The following is a 13,842-nucleotide window of genomic DNA, read 5'->3' as shown; positions in this document are numbered from 1 at the left end:
CATGAAGGATCTGTATCAATTTGTTAATGGCCCATGGATTGAGTCCCACGTTATCCCCGATGATCGCGGTGTCGACGGCACCTTCCACGCGCTGCGCGACGAAGCCGAGGAACTCGTCCACGAGATCGTTAAGGAAGACGCTGGCCGTCCTGGGATCGTGTATTCCTCTCACATGGACGTTGAGGGAGTCAATGCTGCGGGGACGGCGCCACTTTCCGAAGATCTGGACAAGCTGGTTGCGGCTGATCCGGAGGAGCTGGCGCACAACCTGGGTATTCTGGAGCGCGAGGGCGTTGGTGCCCCAGTGACCTTCTGGGTAGAAAAAGACTCCGGCTCCGAGGACGCGGTGGCCTACATTATTCAGTCTGGTTTAGGTCTGCCGGATGAGGCTTATTACCGCGAAGAAGCTCACGCGCAGACGCTCGCTGACTACGAGAAGCACGTTGCGGCGATGCTGGGATTCTTAGATCCCGCTCGCCTCTTCGGGCTGGGCGCGGAGGTTGCAGCTACCCGCATCGTGAACCTGGAGAAGGAAATTGCGGCTGGGCATTGGGATGTGGTGGCCTCCCGTGATGCGGTGAAGACGTATAACCCGGTGGACGTCGCCAATCTGCCCAGCATCACCCGCGCCATCCTGCAGGGTGGGGGACTGCCGGAGCACCGCGTGGTGGCCATGATGCCGTCCTACTTTGAGCACCTCGAGGGCCTGTTCACCGCCGGCCGTATGGCGGATTGGCAACTGTGGGCTACGTGGCACATTCTGTTGTCGCGTGCCCCCTACCTCACCGAGGAGATCGGTAAGAAGAACTTCGAGTTCTATGGAACTAAGCTCTCGGGTGCTACTGAACAGCGTGCACGTTGGAAGCGCGCCGTCGGGCTGGCGGAAAACATGGTGGGCCAGGAAATCGGCAAGGTCTTCGTGGACAAGCACTTCCCGCCGTCCTCGAAGTCCGAGATGGATGAGCTGGTGGAATACCTTACCGCCGCCTACCGCGAGAGGATTTCGCAGCTGGAGTGGATGAACCCGGGTACCCGCGAGCGCGCGCTGGAAAAGCTCTCCCAGTTCAAGGCCAAGATTGGGTACCCGGATACGTGGCGCGACTACTCTGACCTGGAGTTTTCGCCGAAGGGTGCGGACTTGGTGGCCAATGTGCGCGCAGGCAACGCGTGGAACCACGATTATGAGTTGGCCAAGATTGGCAAGCCGGCGGACCGCGATGAATGGTTCTCCACCCCGCAGACGGTGAATGCTTTTTATAATCCGGTGGTCAATGACATCACCTTCCCGGCGGCTATTTTGCGCCCGCCGTTCTATAACCCAGAAGCTGATGCCGCGGAGAACTTCGGTGCTATCGGCGCGGTGATTGGCCACGAGATTGGGCATGGCTTTGATGATCAGGGCTCGCAGTATGATGGCCAGGGCAACCTCAACTCTTGGTGGACGGATGAGGACCGCGCGGCCTTCGAGAAGTTGACCGCGAAGCTGGTGGATCAGTTCCAAGGCCAGGTGCCCAAGGTACTGGAGGGCACTGATTCCGCAGGCGTCAACGGCAGCTTCACTCTGGGTGAGAACATCGGTGACCTGGGCGGATTGGGCATTGCCGTGGTGGCCTACAAGAACTACTGCGCCGACAAGGGCCTGGACATCAACGGTCAGGTCGCGCCCTTTGAGGCAGAAGGTGCTGAGCCTGAATTGGCAGAGCACGAGTACACCGGTCTGCAGCGCTTCTTCCTGGCGTGGGCGCGCGTGTGGCGTACTGCTATTCGTCCGGAGATGGCTACGCAGTACTTGGCTATTGACCCGCACTCGCCGGCGGAGTTCCGCTGCAACATCATCGCCGAGAACATTGACGAGTTCTACGAGGCTTTTGATGTCGAGGATGGATTGGTCCCAGAGGAGCGCGTCACCATCTGGTAGTACCCTTGGGTCCATGAGTGACTACCAACTAAGTCCGGAAAAACAGCTCGAGCAACTCTCCTCCTACATGGAGGTGCACTACCCGCTGCCGGACTTCCGCCCGCCGTGGGCAGGTGGAGGTTCGCCGGAGGCGGACCGCTACTGTGCGCTGCTGCCGGATCGCATCGTGCAGGCCTCGATGATGGTGCTGGGTTCCGCGGTGGATCACTCGCTGCCCGGTACTGCCTTCACGGCGGGGGTGCGTGTTGAGGATTCTGAGGTCGGAGCTATCTTTGTTCCCTCGGAACAGAATGGCCGCTGGGCAGTCTCGCTGCACTCCGGTGGTTGGTGGCGCGGTGACGGCAAGGCGCTAGAGATGCAGTGGCGGCCCGAAGTGGCTGCTGCGGCGCAGCTGTCGGGGACCACGATCATTGATGTGGATTATCCGTTGGCGCCCGAGCACACCGTGGCGGAGATGGTTCAGTCGGTTCAGGCGGCCGTCGATTATGCGCGCGAGCATGGGGCCAACCGCGTGACGGTGTGGGGATATTCCTCCGGTGGGGCGCTCGCAGCGCTGGTGCCTGCCGACGCCCTCCTCCTCACCTTCCCCGACTTCGGTGCGTTGGCCAAGCTGCCGGAGGAGATCCGCGGCGACTATGTTCTCGATGTTGAGAAGCTGCCGGGGCTGTATTCCGACATCTTGGTCCAGACCGCAGTACAGGACGAGATTGCTGAGCCCGTGGAGATTCCCGGTGCACAGACCGCGGAGTACGTGTCGATGCACCGTATCTCTACCCCGGCCGTGGCGCGCCAGCGGGTGCGTGACGCTGCCAAGTTCCTGTAGGGCTATTGCTCGCCCTCTGGGCGAATCTTCATCTCAGAGTTCTTCCACCAGCCGGAGCGCTGAATGATTTCTTGGTCGATCTTCGCCTCCAGCGGGGCCTCGCCTTGGGAGTTGGTGCGCAGCTCATACTTTTCAATGGAGCCCCAGTCGCGCGCCCAATCGTTGTTGAGGTAGCTCGGGATCTCATAGGAGTAGTTCACTGCTTCCGCGGTTGCCAGCGCGCCACCACCGGAGAAGGACTGGAAGTCCGTGAGGGAAGTTTGCGCGGCGGCGTCGGGAAGAATGCGGAACTGCGGAATTTCGGTTACCCCGGCGTAGTGGTCAAAGGTGCGCTGGCAGGGGAACTGCAGGGCGACGGACCAGTCAAGGAGTGCCGGGGTGGAGGAATCGAATTGCGAGTTGATGGTGGCAAGCTCCGGCACGCGCGGCGGGGTAAACGCCATCCAATCATCCTCATCGGTGGAGTCGTCTACCGCAACGAGGCGCACGACGTTGGCCTCCTCCGGGAGCTCGTCCAGAGCAATGCGGAGGTTGCGCCACTTGGGGGTAGCACCGACGTCGGAAAGCTCGGCCTCACCCTTGTTGGTGACCTTGCCGTCCTTGAGGGTGCCGTACTCCAGGGTGAGCTCGGTGCCCTCCTGCTCCACGCCGTTGACGTCGTGGTGGTAAATCTTGCCGGCGGCAGAAACCGAGAGGATGGGGGAGTTTTCTGAGGATTCCGGCAGGTTGTACCACTGCGTGGTGATGGTGGCGGTGGAGCGCTGCGACTCATCGTAGGAGCCCATGACCGGGACCTTCGTGTAATCCAGGTTGAAGGGCAGGTGCATCTCGGAGCCGTTGACGCCCAAGGTTCCGCGCACGCCGCCGGCGGAAGAGTCGGTGACCTCGGTGGCCTTCTCCTCGGTTTCGGTGAGCTCCTTTTGCTCATTGGAGGACGCAGAGGAATCACCGGTGGTGTTGGCAATGGCGCCTACCGACGCCGAGTTGAGGTTCTCCGGTTCAATATCCTCCTTGATCATGTTCGGGCCGAAGCCGAAATTGTCTTCCTCCGGATCCACCAGGGAGTCTTTGAGTTCGCCTGTAACCGGAGTGAGGAAAGCGTCGTTGGTGTTGGTTTCCACCAGCGTGGCATCCGCGAGCGAGCAGACATCGCCGCGTAGGGAGGCCAGGTTGCCCTTGCCCACGGAGTAAGAATCCGCCTGGGCCACGTAGCCCTTGGCAAAGGAGGCGCAGGAGAAGGCGACGATGAGGATGCAGGCCACTGCGATTGGTGCGGACATGGCGCCTGCCCAGCGGGACACCTCAGCCTTCCGGCTGTTGTGAGTAAGTGATTGGTAGAGGCCAATCGCCAGCACCACCATGCCGATGGCGAGCACCACGGTATTGGCCTCAATAGCCTTGAATTGCACCGTGCGGTCCCACCACGGGATGCCGAAGGAAGACACGTACCACCAGGCGTTCCAGCCGCCCAGGGAGATGGCCATGAGGAAAATCACCGCGGCGATGGAGAAGGTCCGGGCGCGCGGGGAGCGCATGGCGATCTGGGAAAGGACCACCGAGCCGAGCGCGGCGATAACGCCGGCGACACCGGCGTAGATGCCGAAGTGGTGCGTCCACTTCGTCGGCGTGAACATGAGGAAGAAGGCCGACAGCGCCATGATGGCTAGCAGGCGCTTGGTGGGATCTGCCTCCGCGCCCACGACGCGGTGGTCCTTAATGAAAGCGTAGATAATGAGCGCCAGGCAGAAGAGCATGGTGAACATGGCGAAGCGGCGCGTCAGGGAGCCATCCACGGAGGGCTCAAACAGCGTGGAGTAGCGCACGAACTCCGAGTACCACGGCAGGGACGGGCCGACCGCGGAACGAACGCGAGTGGACTCGAGCACGGACGCTAACGTTTGATCCCCGAAGGCGGCAACCATGACCGCAGTGCCGCAGGCCAGGAACGGGGCGATGAGGGCTGTCCAGCCGACCTGGGAAGCGCGCGTACCCATGATGCGGAACAGCGAGGGCAGGCAGACCAGGAAGATGCCCACCGCGGTAAGACCAGTGGGGCCTGCGGCCAGGGTAATGGCGGCGATGATGGTGCCTACGGCCGCTGGTAGGAGGCGCTGGTTGGAGATGGCGCGCTCAAAGGAGGCCCACGTCAGCATGACGCCGAGGGCCACGATGGGTTCCGGGCGGATGCCGTTGTTATACGGCAGCCAGAAAGCCAAGAACATGAAGGCCGCGGTCCAGTGCGCCAAGCGGCGCTCGTTGACGCGGGCACCGAAGCGCGGGAGCATCTCGCGCGACAACACGAACCAGATGATGAGCGCCGAAATGAGGGAGGGCAGGCGCACGATGATGGAGGCGCTGGAGAATTGCGCCAGCCATGCTACGAGGTCGTAGTAGGGAGCACCGAACGGGGCCTCGGGGACGCCGTACCAGCGGTAGTAGTTCGCCATGTAGGTCGCGTGATCGGAAACGCGGCCCATGGTGAGGATGAAGCCATCATCGGAGGTGTTGGCGCCGAAAATATACCACCAGCCGAGTACGGCAGCCACGACGCCATCCAGCGGGCGGATCTGCTTCCAGGTCTCGGGCATGAAGCCGAAGCGTTTGCCATCGAGGCGGTCAATTCGCCACAAACACACCAGGCTGATGACCACCATGGCCAAGCCCAGCCACATGGCGATGAGCTTGAGCGGTGTCGGGGAGGAGGTGAAGCGCGAGTTGATCTCGACGTGGATACGGAGGTCATCGCCCAGCTCTTTAAGGGCTTCCGGGGTGTCGTCGATTTCGGTGTAGACGCCGGTAACCTGCGGGCGCAGATCCTCATCGGAAGTTTTCTTGTGCTTGCCCAGGGTCACCGTGGTGCCGTCGCCGGTGGACTGGATGCGGAGGGTGGCGTCGTCAGGCAGCTTCGCCACTTGCTCGGCAGTGAGCGAGAAAATGACCTCATCGAGGCTGGTGACCGAGAGACCACCCTCGCCAGCACGGACAAACATGCCGCGGTTGGAGGCCTTCTTGGACTCCGGGGGCACGGTGCCGTAGAGCAGGTCCTGGCCATCGCGCAGCTTGTCGACGGCGCTCAGGGGGATCTCTGCATCAATTTCTTCCGGCGCCACCGAGATGAGCGGGGCGTTGATGGACTGCAGGGAGCCCTGCTGGGGCCAATCGAAGGAGGACTGGGTTTGGTTCACCGGCAGCAGCGGCGTGGCCACAAAGCAGAGGAACCCGATGAGTCCAGCGATGATGGCGGTGAGCCGCAGGGACTGCGGTGCACGTAATGAAGAGGTTTTCCGATCTGACACGGCGATCAGTGTACGTCACCGACGTGCCTTTTTAAGATCTGGCCGCGACGACGAAGGGGCCGATTTGTTTGACTTCCCAGCCCTTCTCAAAGACTTCCGGGTTGAAGAACACCGCGCGGTAGCGCACGTTGGGCTGGTTGGGGTAGATGTCCTCCGCCAAGTGAGTCTTGTAACCGTCACCGGGTTCTTCCATGTCGCCGCGGAAGATGAGAACGTCGGGCCCGCGCCACGGCGCGGACTCGAGGGACTGCGCGAACTCCTCCGGAGTCTGTTCCCAGGACTTCGAGGCCCACTCCTCGATTTGCAGGTTGCGGGTGCTGAACTCTCCCAGCGGGTTGGCGTAGTTGCTGGTGAAGGCGTTGAACCCGTAGTAGGGGTTATACGCCATGAAGAGCTTTTCATCCGTCAGGACAACTGTGTCGGTGGCGTCGTAGCCCTGGGAGTCGATGAACTCACGGATCTTGGCGTAGTTGGCGGAGGAATCGCTGGTGTAGCGGTCCGCGCGCTCACCGTAGCCGTCGGTATCGGTATAGGCGTGGTCCAGGGCGGTCACGTTCGTCGCCGGGATCTGCTGGGCATAGTAAATACCACCAAGGCCCATGATGATGGCGAATACCAAGGTTATGCGCTTGCTCGTGGTCTCGGTGAAGCGCGCCGGGTAGAGCGTGGGAAGGCCCATGAGGCGGACGTCGGCCAGCGCGAGAATGCCAGCAGTGGCGAAGAGCACCGCGACGATCAGCTCGAGGCGGAAGCCCAGCAGCGTGCTGCCGGCGAGGGTCATGACCATAGAAGCCAAGATCCACAGGTAGGTGCCGACGATCGCGGTGCCCATTGACCTGATGTCGGGCTCGTCGATGCGTAGGACGAGGTAGATCAAGCCGATGAGGCTGAGAATGCCGATGACGGACAAGGAGAGGAAGGGGGCCGGGATCTGGGTGCCCTCCTCCGGCAGGTAATGCTGCGCGGTGGATTCCAGCGGGGCGGTGGCATGCAGAACCGCGTGCAGGTATGGCGCCCAGGCGATCGCGGCGATGGCCAGAGAACCGGCCGCGATAGTAGCGAGGTGTATCAGGGGAGTCCATGTACGTTCGGCCACGCAGGTGACGAGCGCAATGAGGCTGACGATGGTCAATGCCACGGCACCGGTATAGAGCGTGTAGAAGCAGGCGGAAACCCCCAGGTAGATGGCAATTCCGGCGGTGGAGAACCAGGAAGAATTATGGAAAGCATGCGAGCACAGCACGGCCACGGCCGGCACGCCCATAGCGATGACCGCGGAATAGGGCTCCTCAGCGCCGATGGCCAACGTCACCGCTGTGGTGGTGAGGGCAATGGCGGTGGCAACCGGCAGGGAACCGGACAGCCGTTGCCACAGGGGAACCAGGATGCACCCGGATACGGCCAGGGAGATGAGGCTCCACGGTTGGTATACCTCCCAGCCGGGCATGTTGAGGAGGTTTGCGAGGCGCCCGCCCATCCAGAACCAGCCCAGTGGGTAGAAGGTGGGCAGGCCCTCGTAGTTCATGTCCGCATAGGAACCGGCTTCCGTGGCGCGGGTCAGGAATTGGGTGCGGAAAACCTGGTCTACCTGGACGCCGTCGAGCCACAGGCGGGAGGCCGAAAGGGGGAGGCCGATACTGGTCAGCGTGAGCAGCGCTGGGGAGATATAACACACAGCGGTGGTGAGCCACGACCGCCAGCGGGGGCGCGGGGAGGCGCCAATCACCCACCACACGCATAACGCGCCCACTAGGAGAACGGTGAGCGCAGTTCCCGCAGTGCTCAATGCGCGGGTCACCATCGACGTGCTGAACGCCGGAAGGGAGACCGTCTTGAAGGCGAAGAAACCAATGAGCGTGATAAGGCCGCCACCTACAGCGGCGGCGGCCATTCCCACGAGAGTGGCGCGACGCGTCAAGCGGTCGACGTTATATTCCACGGTGGGGGACATAGACGACGTGGCGGGAGACTCAGTCATGCACTTAGTCTCCCACACGCCGTGGACATAGCGGAACTTTAGAAAGGCAGCTTCCGGAAGATGGCCTGCGGGATGAACTTGAATCCCAAGGACACGTACTCAAAGAGCGGGTGCACGAAGATGGACTGCTTGCCGTCGAGCACTGCCTTGACGGTGGCCTTGGCCACGTCGGAGACGTTAACGGTCAGCGGTGCCTCGCCGGCCTCCGCCGACATCTTGGTGCGCACCTGACCCGGGCGAACCACCAGCACCTTGGCGCCGGAGCCGCGCAGGGCTTCGCCGAGGTTGATGAAGAAGCCGTCCACGCCGGCCTTGGAGGCGCCGTAGACGAAGTTGGAGCGGCGCACGCGCATGCCGGCGACAGACGAGAGCGCCACGATGGTGCCGTGGCCCTGCTGCTGGAACTTCTGGCCGAGTAAGACTCCGAGGGAGACCGGTGCGGTGAAGTTGGTCTGGGCCGAGGCAACTGCCTTAGCCTGGTCCTGCCAGAGTTCCTCCTGGTCACCGAGGGTGCCGAAGGCGATGATGGCGACGTCGACATCGCCACGTTCAAACGCGCGCTGGACGACGTCCGGGTGGCCCTCGAAGTCAGTCGCGTCAAAGTCCAGGACCTCGACGTCGCCACCGCGGGACTCGATGGTGGCGCGGGCCTCCGCGATACGCGGGGAGTCGGCACGAGCAGCCAAAGTGACCTTGGCCGGGCCGCGCTCGAGGAATTCCTCGACGATGCCGAGGCCGATCTCGGAGGTGCCGCCGAGAAGGAGGATGTGTTGTGCTTGGCCTACTGCATTCAGCATGAGGTTAATCCTTTCTAGTGCAGCTCGAGGCGGCGGGACATATCGGAGGCGAAGACGCCAGTCGGGTCGATGTCGTTGCGGGTCTTGAGCCAGCCCTCGAGGCCCGGGTACATCTTGTGGAAGTTCTCCGCCGAAGTGCGGGACTCCTTGGCCAGGTAGAGGCGGCCACCGAATTCCATGACGCGCTTGTCCAGATCGTCGAGGAAGGTGCCCAGGCCCGGCTTGATGGGGAAGTCCACGCAGACATTCCAACCCGGCATCGGGTAGGACAGCGGGGCCTTGTTACCCGGGCCGAAGAGCTTGAACACGTTGAGCGCGGAGTAGTGGCCGGAGCGCTGCATGTCCCGGATGATGTCCTTGAAAGGCTCGACGGCGTCGGTCGGCACCACGAACTGGTACTGCAGGAAGCCGTTGGAGCCGTAGCCGCGGTTCCACTCGCCGATGAGATCCAGCGGCTGGTAGAACTGCGTGAGGTTCTTGACCTGGTTACGAGCCGGGGCGCCCATGAGGTAGTAGGCCTCGCCGATAGCCATGAGCGAGAGCTTGTTCATGGTGAAGTTCGGGAAGATATCCGGAACGGTCATCAGCTGCGGGGCGTTGAACTTCAGCGGATCCTTCGCCAGCTTCGGGTTCAGCTCCTCCAGCTGCTCCAGCGTGGCCAGCGAGCCGCGGGAAATGGTGGAGCGGCCCAGCTTCGGCTCCGGGGAGATGACGTCGAACCACGCGGAAGAATAGGTGTAATTGTGCTCCGATCCATCGGAGTGGAAGGCGATGGTTTCCTCGAGGTTATCCGTGCGGTCGGTATCCGCGATGAAGTAGGCGGTTTCCGTCTTCGTCATCTTGATTTTGGCGCGCAGGATGATGCCGGTCAGGCCCATGCCGCCGACGGTGGCCCAGAAAAGATCTCCTTCTGGATCCTCATCTGAGCCCTCTGGGCTCAGATGTAGTACGCGGCCATCGGCGACGAGCAACTCCATGGAGGTGACGTGGTTACCAAAGGAACCGGCGGAGTGGTGGTTCTTGCCGTGGATATCCGGGCCGATAGCACCACCGATGGTGACCTGGCGGGTGCCCGGCAGAACCGGAACCCACAGGCCATAAGGCAGGGCGGCCTTCATGAGCTGGTCGAGGGTGACTCCACCGTCGACGTCGACGATGCCCGACTCTGGGTCGATGGAGTGGATGTTGTTGAGCGGTTGCATGTCGATGACGAGGCCGCCGGCGTTCTGCGCGGGGTCACCGTAGGAGCGGCCCATACCGCGGGCGATGACGCCGCGGCGCAGGTGGGAAGGCTTATCAGCGTTGTCCTCGGCCACCTGGGCGACGGCGGTCTTGATGACGTCGACGTCCGGGGTGGATAAAACATGGGCGGTTGTCGCCGCCGTGCGGCCCCAACCGTAGAGGGACTTCTCAGTAGTATGCAGTTCCATCTCTTACTCTTTAAATCGATGTGATGGGTCGGTTTTCTACACTACCTAGGCGGCAGTGGCTGTGGCGGGAGTGAAAACGTGAGATTAGGTACAAAAGCCAAGCAAACGGAACATTTGTGCCGTCCGGTTGTATGGTTTTCTATGGCTAGTACAGATCCATGATCTGCCGGATTTCCTCGGGAAGTTCATCCTGCGAGGTGATCTCGGGGCCTTCATAAGAACGCAGGATTTCATAGACACGGCCGCGCGAGGTGGAGTCGAGGATGGGCAGTTCCTCGGCGATGAGCCGCGTCATAAAACCATTGAGTGGCAGTGAGGTGTGCTCGGTGGCGAGGAAGTGCCCGTGGCGCTTGTCGACCTCGGCGCGCTCATCTTGCGCCGCGCGCTGTGCCGGAGTGAGGTGCTCTTTTTTGGAGGAGTACATGCACGGTAGCCTACCGCCCGCCTAAAGTGGTGCGGTATGACTTCTCCCAAGCAAGATAATTATGCGTTGGATGACACCCTCGCCGGACGTATCACCCAAGCCGCGGCCGTGGCGATCATGACTTCTTATCCAGATTGGATCAAGAACAAGACTGCGCTCGTGTCCGCCTATGTCCTGTCTTTCTTAGGCTTTGGTGCACTCGTGGCCATTACTAATGCCGAGAGCCACGAGGGGCAACCGGAACCGGAGAAGCCGGAGGTGCCGCTGTGGGCGCTTCCGGTTGGCCTTGGTGCGCTTGTAGTTGGCGGCTGGTTGGGGATTAAGGCACAGCGGGGAATCGTTGGCTTTATCCGCCGCCGCGGCGTGGCAAAACCGTGGACGGTGTGGGGCGGAATCGGGGCCGCCATCGTGTTCATCCTCAGCGAGCTCGAAGCGCGCGAGAACGCCGCCCGCAACTAAAAGTGCGTATGGTGGGGCACATGAGCTCACAGGTCACAGATTTGGCGCAGGTCCGCGCCAAACGTGGTGATTCTGCTCGAACCCTGCTGTGCCAGGTGTCCAACGTCCGCGCGGAAGCCGAGGTGCACCGCCAGATTGGTTTCTCGGACGCACTCACGCTGGAAGAGCTTCATCATATTCTCGAGGTCTGCTTCGGCCTGCCTCAAGAGGATTCGCCGTGGCACTTTTTTGAACATACCGATGCCCGCGGCCAACGAATCGATCCGAGCCATACCGTGCGCGAATTCTTAAGCCGCGAAGGCGAGCAGATTGATTATGCCTGGGGGCTGTGGGATTTCGAGATAGTCGTGGTGGAGACCTATCCGCGCGATAACGGCACGCCGGAGGCTCTGTGCGTGGGCGGCTCCGGATCTTTTCAGACACCGTTTGATCTCACCGCAGTGAATGCTGAGCTCACAGGCCAGGAAACCATTGATGAAGTTCTGGATCTGGTGGTTAGTCCCGTCCGCGCGCTCATTGAACGAACCCGGCTCTATGACTTCGTTCCGCTCCTCCAAGCTTTGGATTTGAATCGCGAAGTCAACATTGATGCCCAGGCGTACCGCCAGCTGCGTACCCTGCCGCGAGAAGTAACAAACGAAGGCAAGGACGCCTTTTGGTCGATGGCGCTGGCGCTGTCCTGCATGGGCGGGCGCGAGCTGACGGATTCCGTGGTGGAGACCGCCATGGCGGCGTTGGGCTGGGTCGACGATGACGGCGAGGAGCTTCGCGGTGCTGAGATTCGGGAGCTGTGCACGGCGTCGCTTAAGGTTTTGTCATCCCTCGGTGCCTATGGTGAAGACGCCGTCGCACCCGTGGATCGCCTGGACATTTACCGCGCCCTCATCCGCGGGTAGAGTATTCCGCCGTGACTGAACCTACTTCCACCCTGAAGACGCAGCTCGTGCGCTTTGTCTCCGTCGGTGTTTTCACCGCGGCCATCGACTATGGCCTCACCCTCTTCCTGACGTACCTGGGCCTGCACCGCTCCCTGGCCAAGGCGATAGGCTGGGTTTTCGGTACCATCGCCGCGTATGTAGCCAATGCTCGTTGGACTTTCGGTGCACAAGTATCTGGTCGTACCGCCGGTGCCGTGGGCATGCTGTACCTGTCTACCTTCGCCGTGCAGAACTTCCTGTATTGGGTGCTCAACGCTCCACTGATCAGTCTGGGCTTCGAGGGCGCGCTGAAGGACACTATCGCTTTCGTCATCGCGCAGGGCGTGGCCACGGTGACTAACTTCGTCATTCAGCGCGTATTCATTTTTAAAGGCAAGTAACTATGGTTGGTCGCGCCGAACGCCTCTCACGATCGAATTCCCTGCACGCGCAGGGCGCGAAGTTCGCCATTACGGGAGCCATTGCCGCGCTTATCGACGTCTCCCTGACCTGGCTTTTTCAAATTGGTTTAGGGGTGTTCGGGGACGTGGGCTCCCGAACTGTCGGCTTTGCTGTGGGCACCTTCGTGGCTTATTTATTGAATCGGCGGTGGACCTTCAACGCTCGGGCATCGAAGCGCCGCTTTGCCGCGGTGTTTGCCACCTATGCCATGACCTATGCGATCAATATTTTGTTATACCGCTGGGCCTTCCCCTTTTTCGACCACAACCTGGAGTGGCCCTCGTCCTGGGCACTGGCGGTGGCGTTTGTGATTGCGCAAGGCACGGCAACACTCATCAACTTCTTCGTGCAGCGGTGGGTCATTTTCCGCAGCACGCGCAAGTCCTTTGAGGTTTAGGGCCTGCGGAAGTCTTCCTTGCGGCCACGGTTGTGCAGGCGCAGCCATTCCATGAATCCCTTCACGTCATGCTGCTGCACGATGAAGAACCAGCCGAAACGTGCGAATTCCTGCGGCAGCAGCTTGCGCATGCCGCGCTGCCATAGAAGGTAGCCGCGGTTGCGGTAGGTAAAGAAGCGCTTGAACTCGCCGTCCGGATACTGAGTATGCATTTTGCCGCCGAGGATGGGCTTGAACTCGTCGGAGCCATCCGGGTGCAGGTAGCTGGTGGTCAGCGCAGTGCCGAAGTTTAAGCCCGAGTTGACCAGGCGGCGGTGGTATTCCACCTCATCGCCACGGATGAACAGGCGGTAATCTGGCACGCCGATGATCTCCATGGCCTCGGCGGAGATGAGCGCGCCGTTAAAAAGCGAGGCGATACCAGGGAGGAAGTCGCCCTCTAATTCGCTCATGTAGCGCCGCCACACCAAGCCCTGGCGCAGCGGGAAGGCCAGCTTGGCGGGCTCGTTGATGTTGCACACGGCGGGGGAAACTTCGTGAAGGCTGTTGTTTTCCGCAACGCGGTAGAGCTCTTCCAGCACGTGGTGGTCGGCGGGGCGGCCGTCGTCATCGGCGCACCACACCGCGTCCGCGCCGAGGGCGAGTGCGGTGAGGAAGCCCAGCGCGAAGCCGCCGGCGCCGCCGAGGTTGGTTTCGGAAGGCACGTAGACGGCGCGCCCACCGGCCAGTTCGTGGAGGAGTTCCTCTACTGCGGCTTCCGCACCGTTGTCGACCACGATGACCCACTGCACCGGGTGCGTCTGGTTCACCACCTGCTCAAGGGAGGCGCGCAGCAGCTCCACGCGCTGGTGGGTGACGATCACAGCGGCCGTCGTACCGGCCTGGGACAGGGTGGCAGTCATGCGTTCCATTGTGCCACCCGTGATGAGTTATACGATGCT

At 61.7% G+C, this 13,842-nt stretch carries 12 protein-coding genes; 6 read left to right on the top strand and 6 right to left on the bottom strand.

The features are described 5' to 3' along the window. Position 1: 1 nt before the first annotated feature. Together QKE52_RS08250 and QKE52_RS08245 are read left to right on the top strand one after the other, a co-directional pair. Complete coding sequence (locus tag QKE52_RS08250) at positions 2-1,918, top strand: M13-type metalloendopeptidase (protein ID WP_347948551.1); 1,917 nt, start codon at positions 2-4, stop codon at positions 1,916-1,918. 13 nt (positions 1,919-1,931) lie between these two features. Then, entirely contained in the window at positions 1,932-2,741 is an 810-nt protein-coding gene (locus QKE52_RS08245) for an alpha/beta hydrolase (RefSeq protein WP_158397295.1), read from the top strand. A gap of 2 nt (positions 2,742-2,743) precedes the next feature. Here QKE52_RS08245 and QKE52_RS08240 read toward each other — a convergent pair whose 3' ends face one another. The 5 genes from QKE52_RS08240 to QKE52_RS08220 all read right to left on the bottom strand — a co-directional run bounded on the left by QKE52_RS08240 (position 2,744) and on the right by QKE52_RS08220 (position 10,666). Then, positions 2,744-6,037, bottom strand: coding sequence for an arabinosyltransferase domain-containing protein (locus QKE52_RS08240; RefSeq protein ID WP_347948550.1), 3,294 nt, complete (start codon positions 6,035-6,037; stop codon positions 2,744-2,746). 31 nt (positions 6,038-6,068) lie between these two features. Beyond that, a complete protein-coding gene (locus QKE52_RS08235) occupies positions 6,069-8,015 on the bottom strand; it encodes a galactan 5-O-arabinofuranosyltransferase (protein WP_070681592.1) in 1,947 nt (648 codons plus the stop codon). 38 nt (positions 8,016-8,053) lie between these two features. Further along, complete coding sequence (locus QKE52_RS08230) at positions 8,054-8,812, bottom strand: decaprenylphospho-beta-D-erythro-pentofuranosid-2-ulose 2-reductase (RefSeq protein ID WP_046647037.1); 759 nt, start codon at positions 8,810-8,812, stop codon at positions 8,054-8,056. Between the two features lie 14 nt (positions 8,813-8,826). Beyond that, positions 8,827-10,242, bottom strand: a complete 1,416-nt coding sequence (locus QKE52_RS08225; RefSeq protein ID WP_046647038.1) for an FAD-binding oxidoreductase — start codon at positions 10,240-10,242, stop codon at positions 8,827-8,829. A gap of 145 nt (positions 10,243-10,387) precedes the next feature. Next, positions 10,388-10,666 carry a hypothetical protein gene (locus QKE52_RS08220; RefSeq protein WP_102234566.1) on the bottom strand — a complete coding sequence of 93 codons (279 nt, stop codon included), beginning with the start codon at positions 10,664-10,666 and terminating at the stop codon, positions 10,388-10,390. Positions 10,667-10,702: 36 nt separating this feature from the next. Between QKE52_RS08220 and QKE52_RS08215 the strand changes: the two genes are divergently transcribed. From QKE52_RS08215 to QKE52_RS08200, 4 genes are read left to right on the top strand one after another with little or no spacing between them, the layout of a single operon-like run. Then, entirely contained in the window at positions 10,703-11,125 is a 423-nt protein-coding gene (locus QKE52_RS08215) for a hypothetical protein (RefSeq protein WP_046647040.1), read from the top strand. Between the two features lie 20 nt (positions 11,126-11,145). Further along, positions 11,146-12,021 (top strand): hypothetical protein, encoded by an 876-nt coding sequence (locus QKE52_RS08210; RefSeq protein ID WP_347948549.1) that lies wholly within the window; start codon positions 11,146-11,148, stop codon positions 12,019-12,021. Between the two features lie 32 nt (positions 12,022-12,053). Continuing rightward, entirely contained in the window at positions 12,054-12,443 is a 390-nt protein-coding gene (locus tag QKE52_RS08205; RefSeq protein ID WP_175974242.1) for a GtrA family protein, read from the top strand. Between the two features lie 2 nt (positions 12,444-12,445). Beyond that, complete coding sequence (locus QKE52_RS08200) at positions 12,446-12,901, top strand: GtrA family protein (protein WP_144012868.1); 456 nt, start codon at positions 12,446-12,448, stop codon at positions 12,899-12,901. Here QKE52_RS08200 and QKE52_RS08195 read toward each other — a convergent pair. After that, positions 12,898-13,812, bottom strand: a complete 915-nt coding sequence (locus QKE52_RS08195) for a glycosyltransferase family 2 protein (RefSeq protein ID WP_347948548.1) — start codon at positions 13,810-13,812, stop codon at positions 12,898-12,900. The genes QKE52_RS08200 and QKE52_RS08195 overlap by 4 nt on opposite strands. Between the last annotated feature and the right edge of the window lie 30 nt (positions 13,813-13,842).

This window comes from Corynebacterium sp. c25Ua_47 (assembly GCF_039907205.1).
In the GTDB taxonomy this organism is placed as follows: Bacteria; Actinomycetota; Actinomycetes; order Mycobacteriales; family Mycobacteriaceae; genus Corynebacterium; species Corynebacterium hiratae.
This window is presented reverse-complemented; position numbering and strand designations above follow the sequence as displayed.

What these genes read in the sequence shown, in the direction of transcription:
- QKE52_RS08250 (WP_347948551.1), top strand. Translation starts at nt 2, where the DNA reads ATGAAGGATCTGTATCAATTTGTTAATGGCCCATGGATTGAGTCCCAC.
- QKE52_RS08245 (WP_158397295.1), top strand. Translation starts at nt 1,932, where the DNA reads ATGAGTGACTACCAACTAAGTCCGGAAAAACAGCTCGAGCAACTCTCC.
- QKE52_RS08235 (WP_070681592.1), bottom strand. Translation starts at nt 8,015, where the DNA reads ATGACTGAGTCTCCCGCCACGTCGTCTATGTCCCCCACCGTGGAATAT.
- QKE52_RS08230 (WP_046647037.1), bottom strand. Translation starts at nt 8,812, where the DNA reads ATGCTGAATGCAGTAGGCCAAGCACAACACATCCTCCTTCTCGGCGGC.
- QKE52_RS08225 (WP_046647038.1), bottom strand. Translation starts at nt 10,242, where the DNA reads ATGGAACTGCATACTACTGAGAAGTCCCTCTACGGTTGGGGCCGCACG.
- QKE52_RS08220 (WP_102234566.1), bottom strand. Translation starts at nt 10,666, where the DNA reads ATGTACTCCTCCAAAAAAGAGCACCTCACTCCGGCACAGCGCGCGGCG.
- QKE52_RS08215 (WP_046647040.1), top strand. Translation starts at nt 10,703, where the DNA reads ATGACTTCTCCCAAGCAAGATAATTATGCGTTGGATGACACCCTCGCC.
- QKE52_RS08210 (WP_347948549.1), top strand. Translation starts at nt 11,146, where the DNA reads ATGAGCTCACAGGTCACAGATTTGGCGCAGGTCCGCGCCAAACGTGGT.
- QKE52_RS08200 (WP_144012868.1), top strand. Translation starts at nt 12,446, where the DNA reads ATGGTTGGTCGCGCCGAACGCCTCTCACGATCGAATTCCCTGCACGCG.
- QKE52_RS08195 (WP_347948548.1), bottom strand. Translation starts at nt 13,812, where the DNA reads ATGGAACGCATGACTGCCACCCTGTCCCAGGCCGGTACGACGGCCGCT.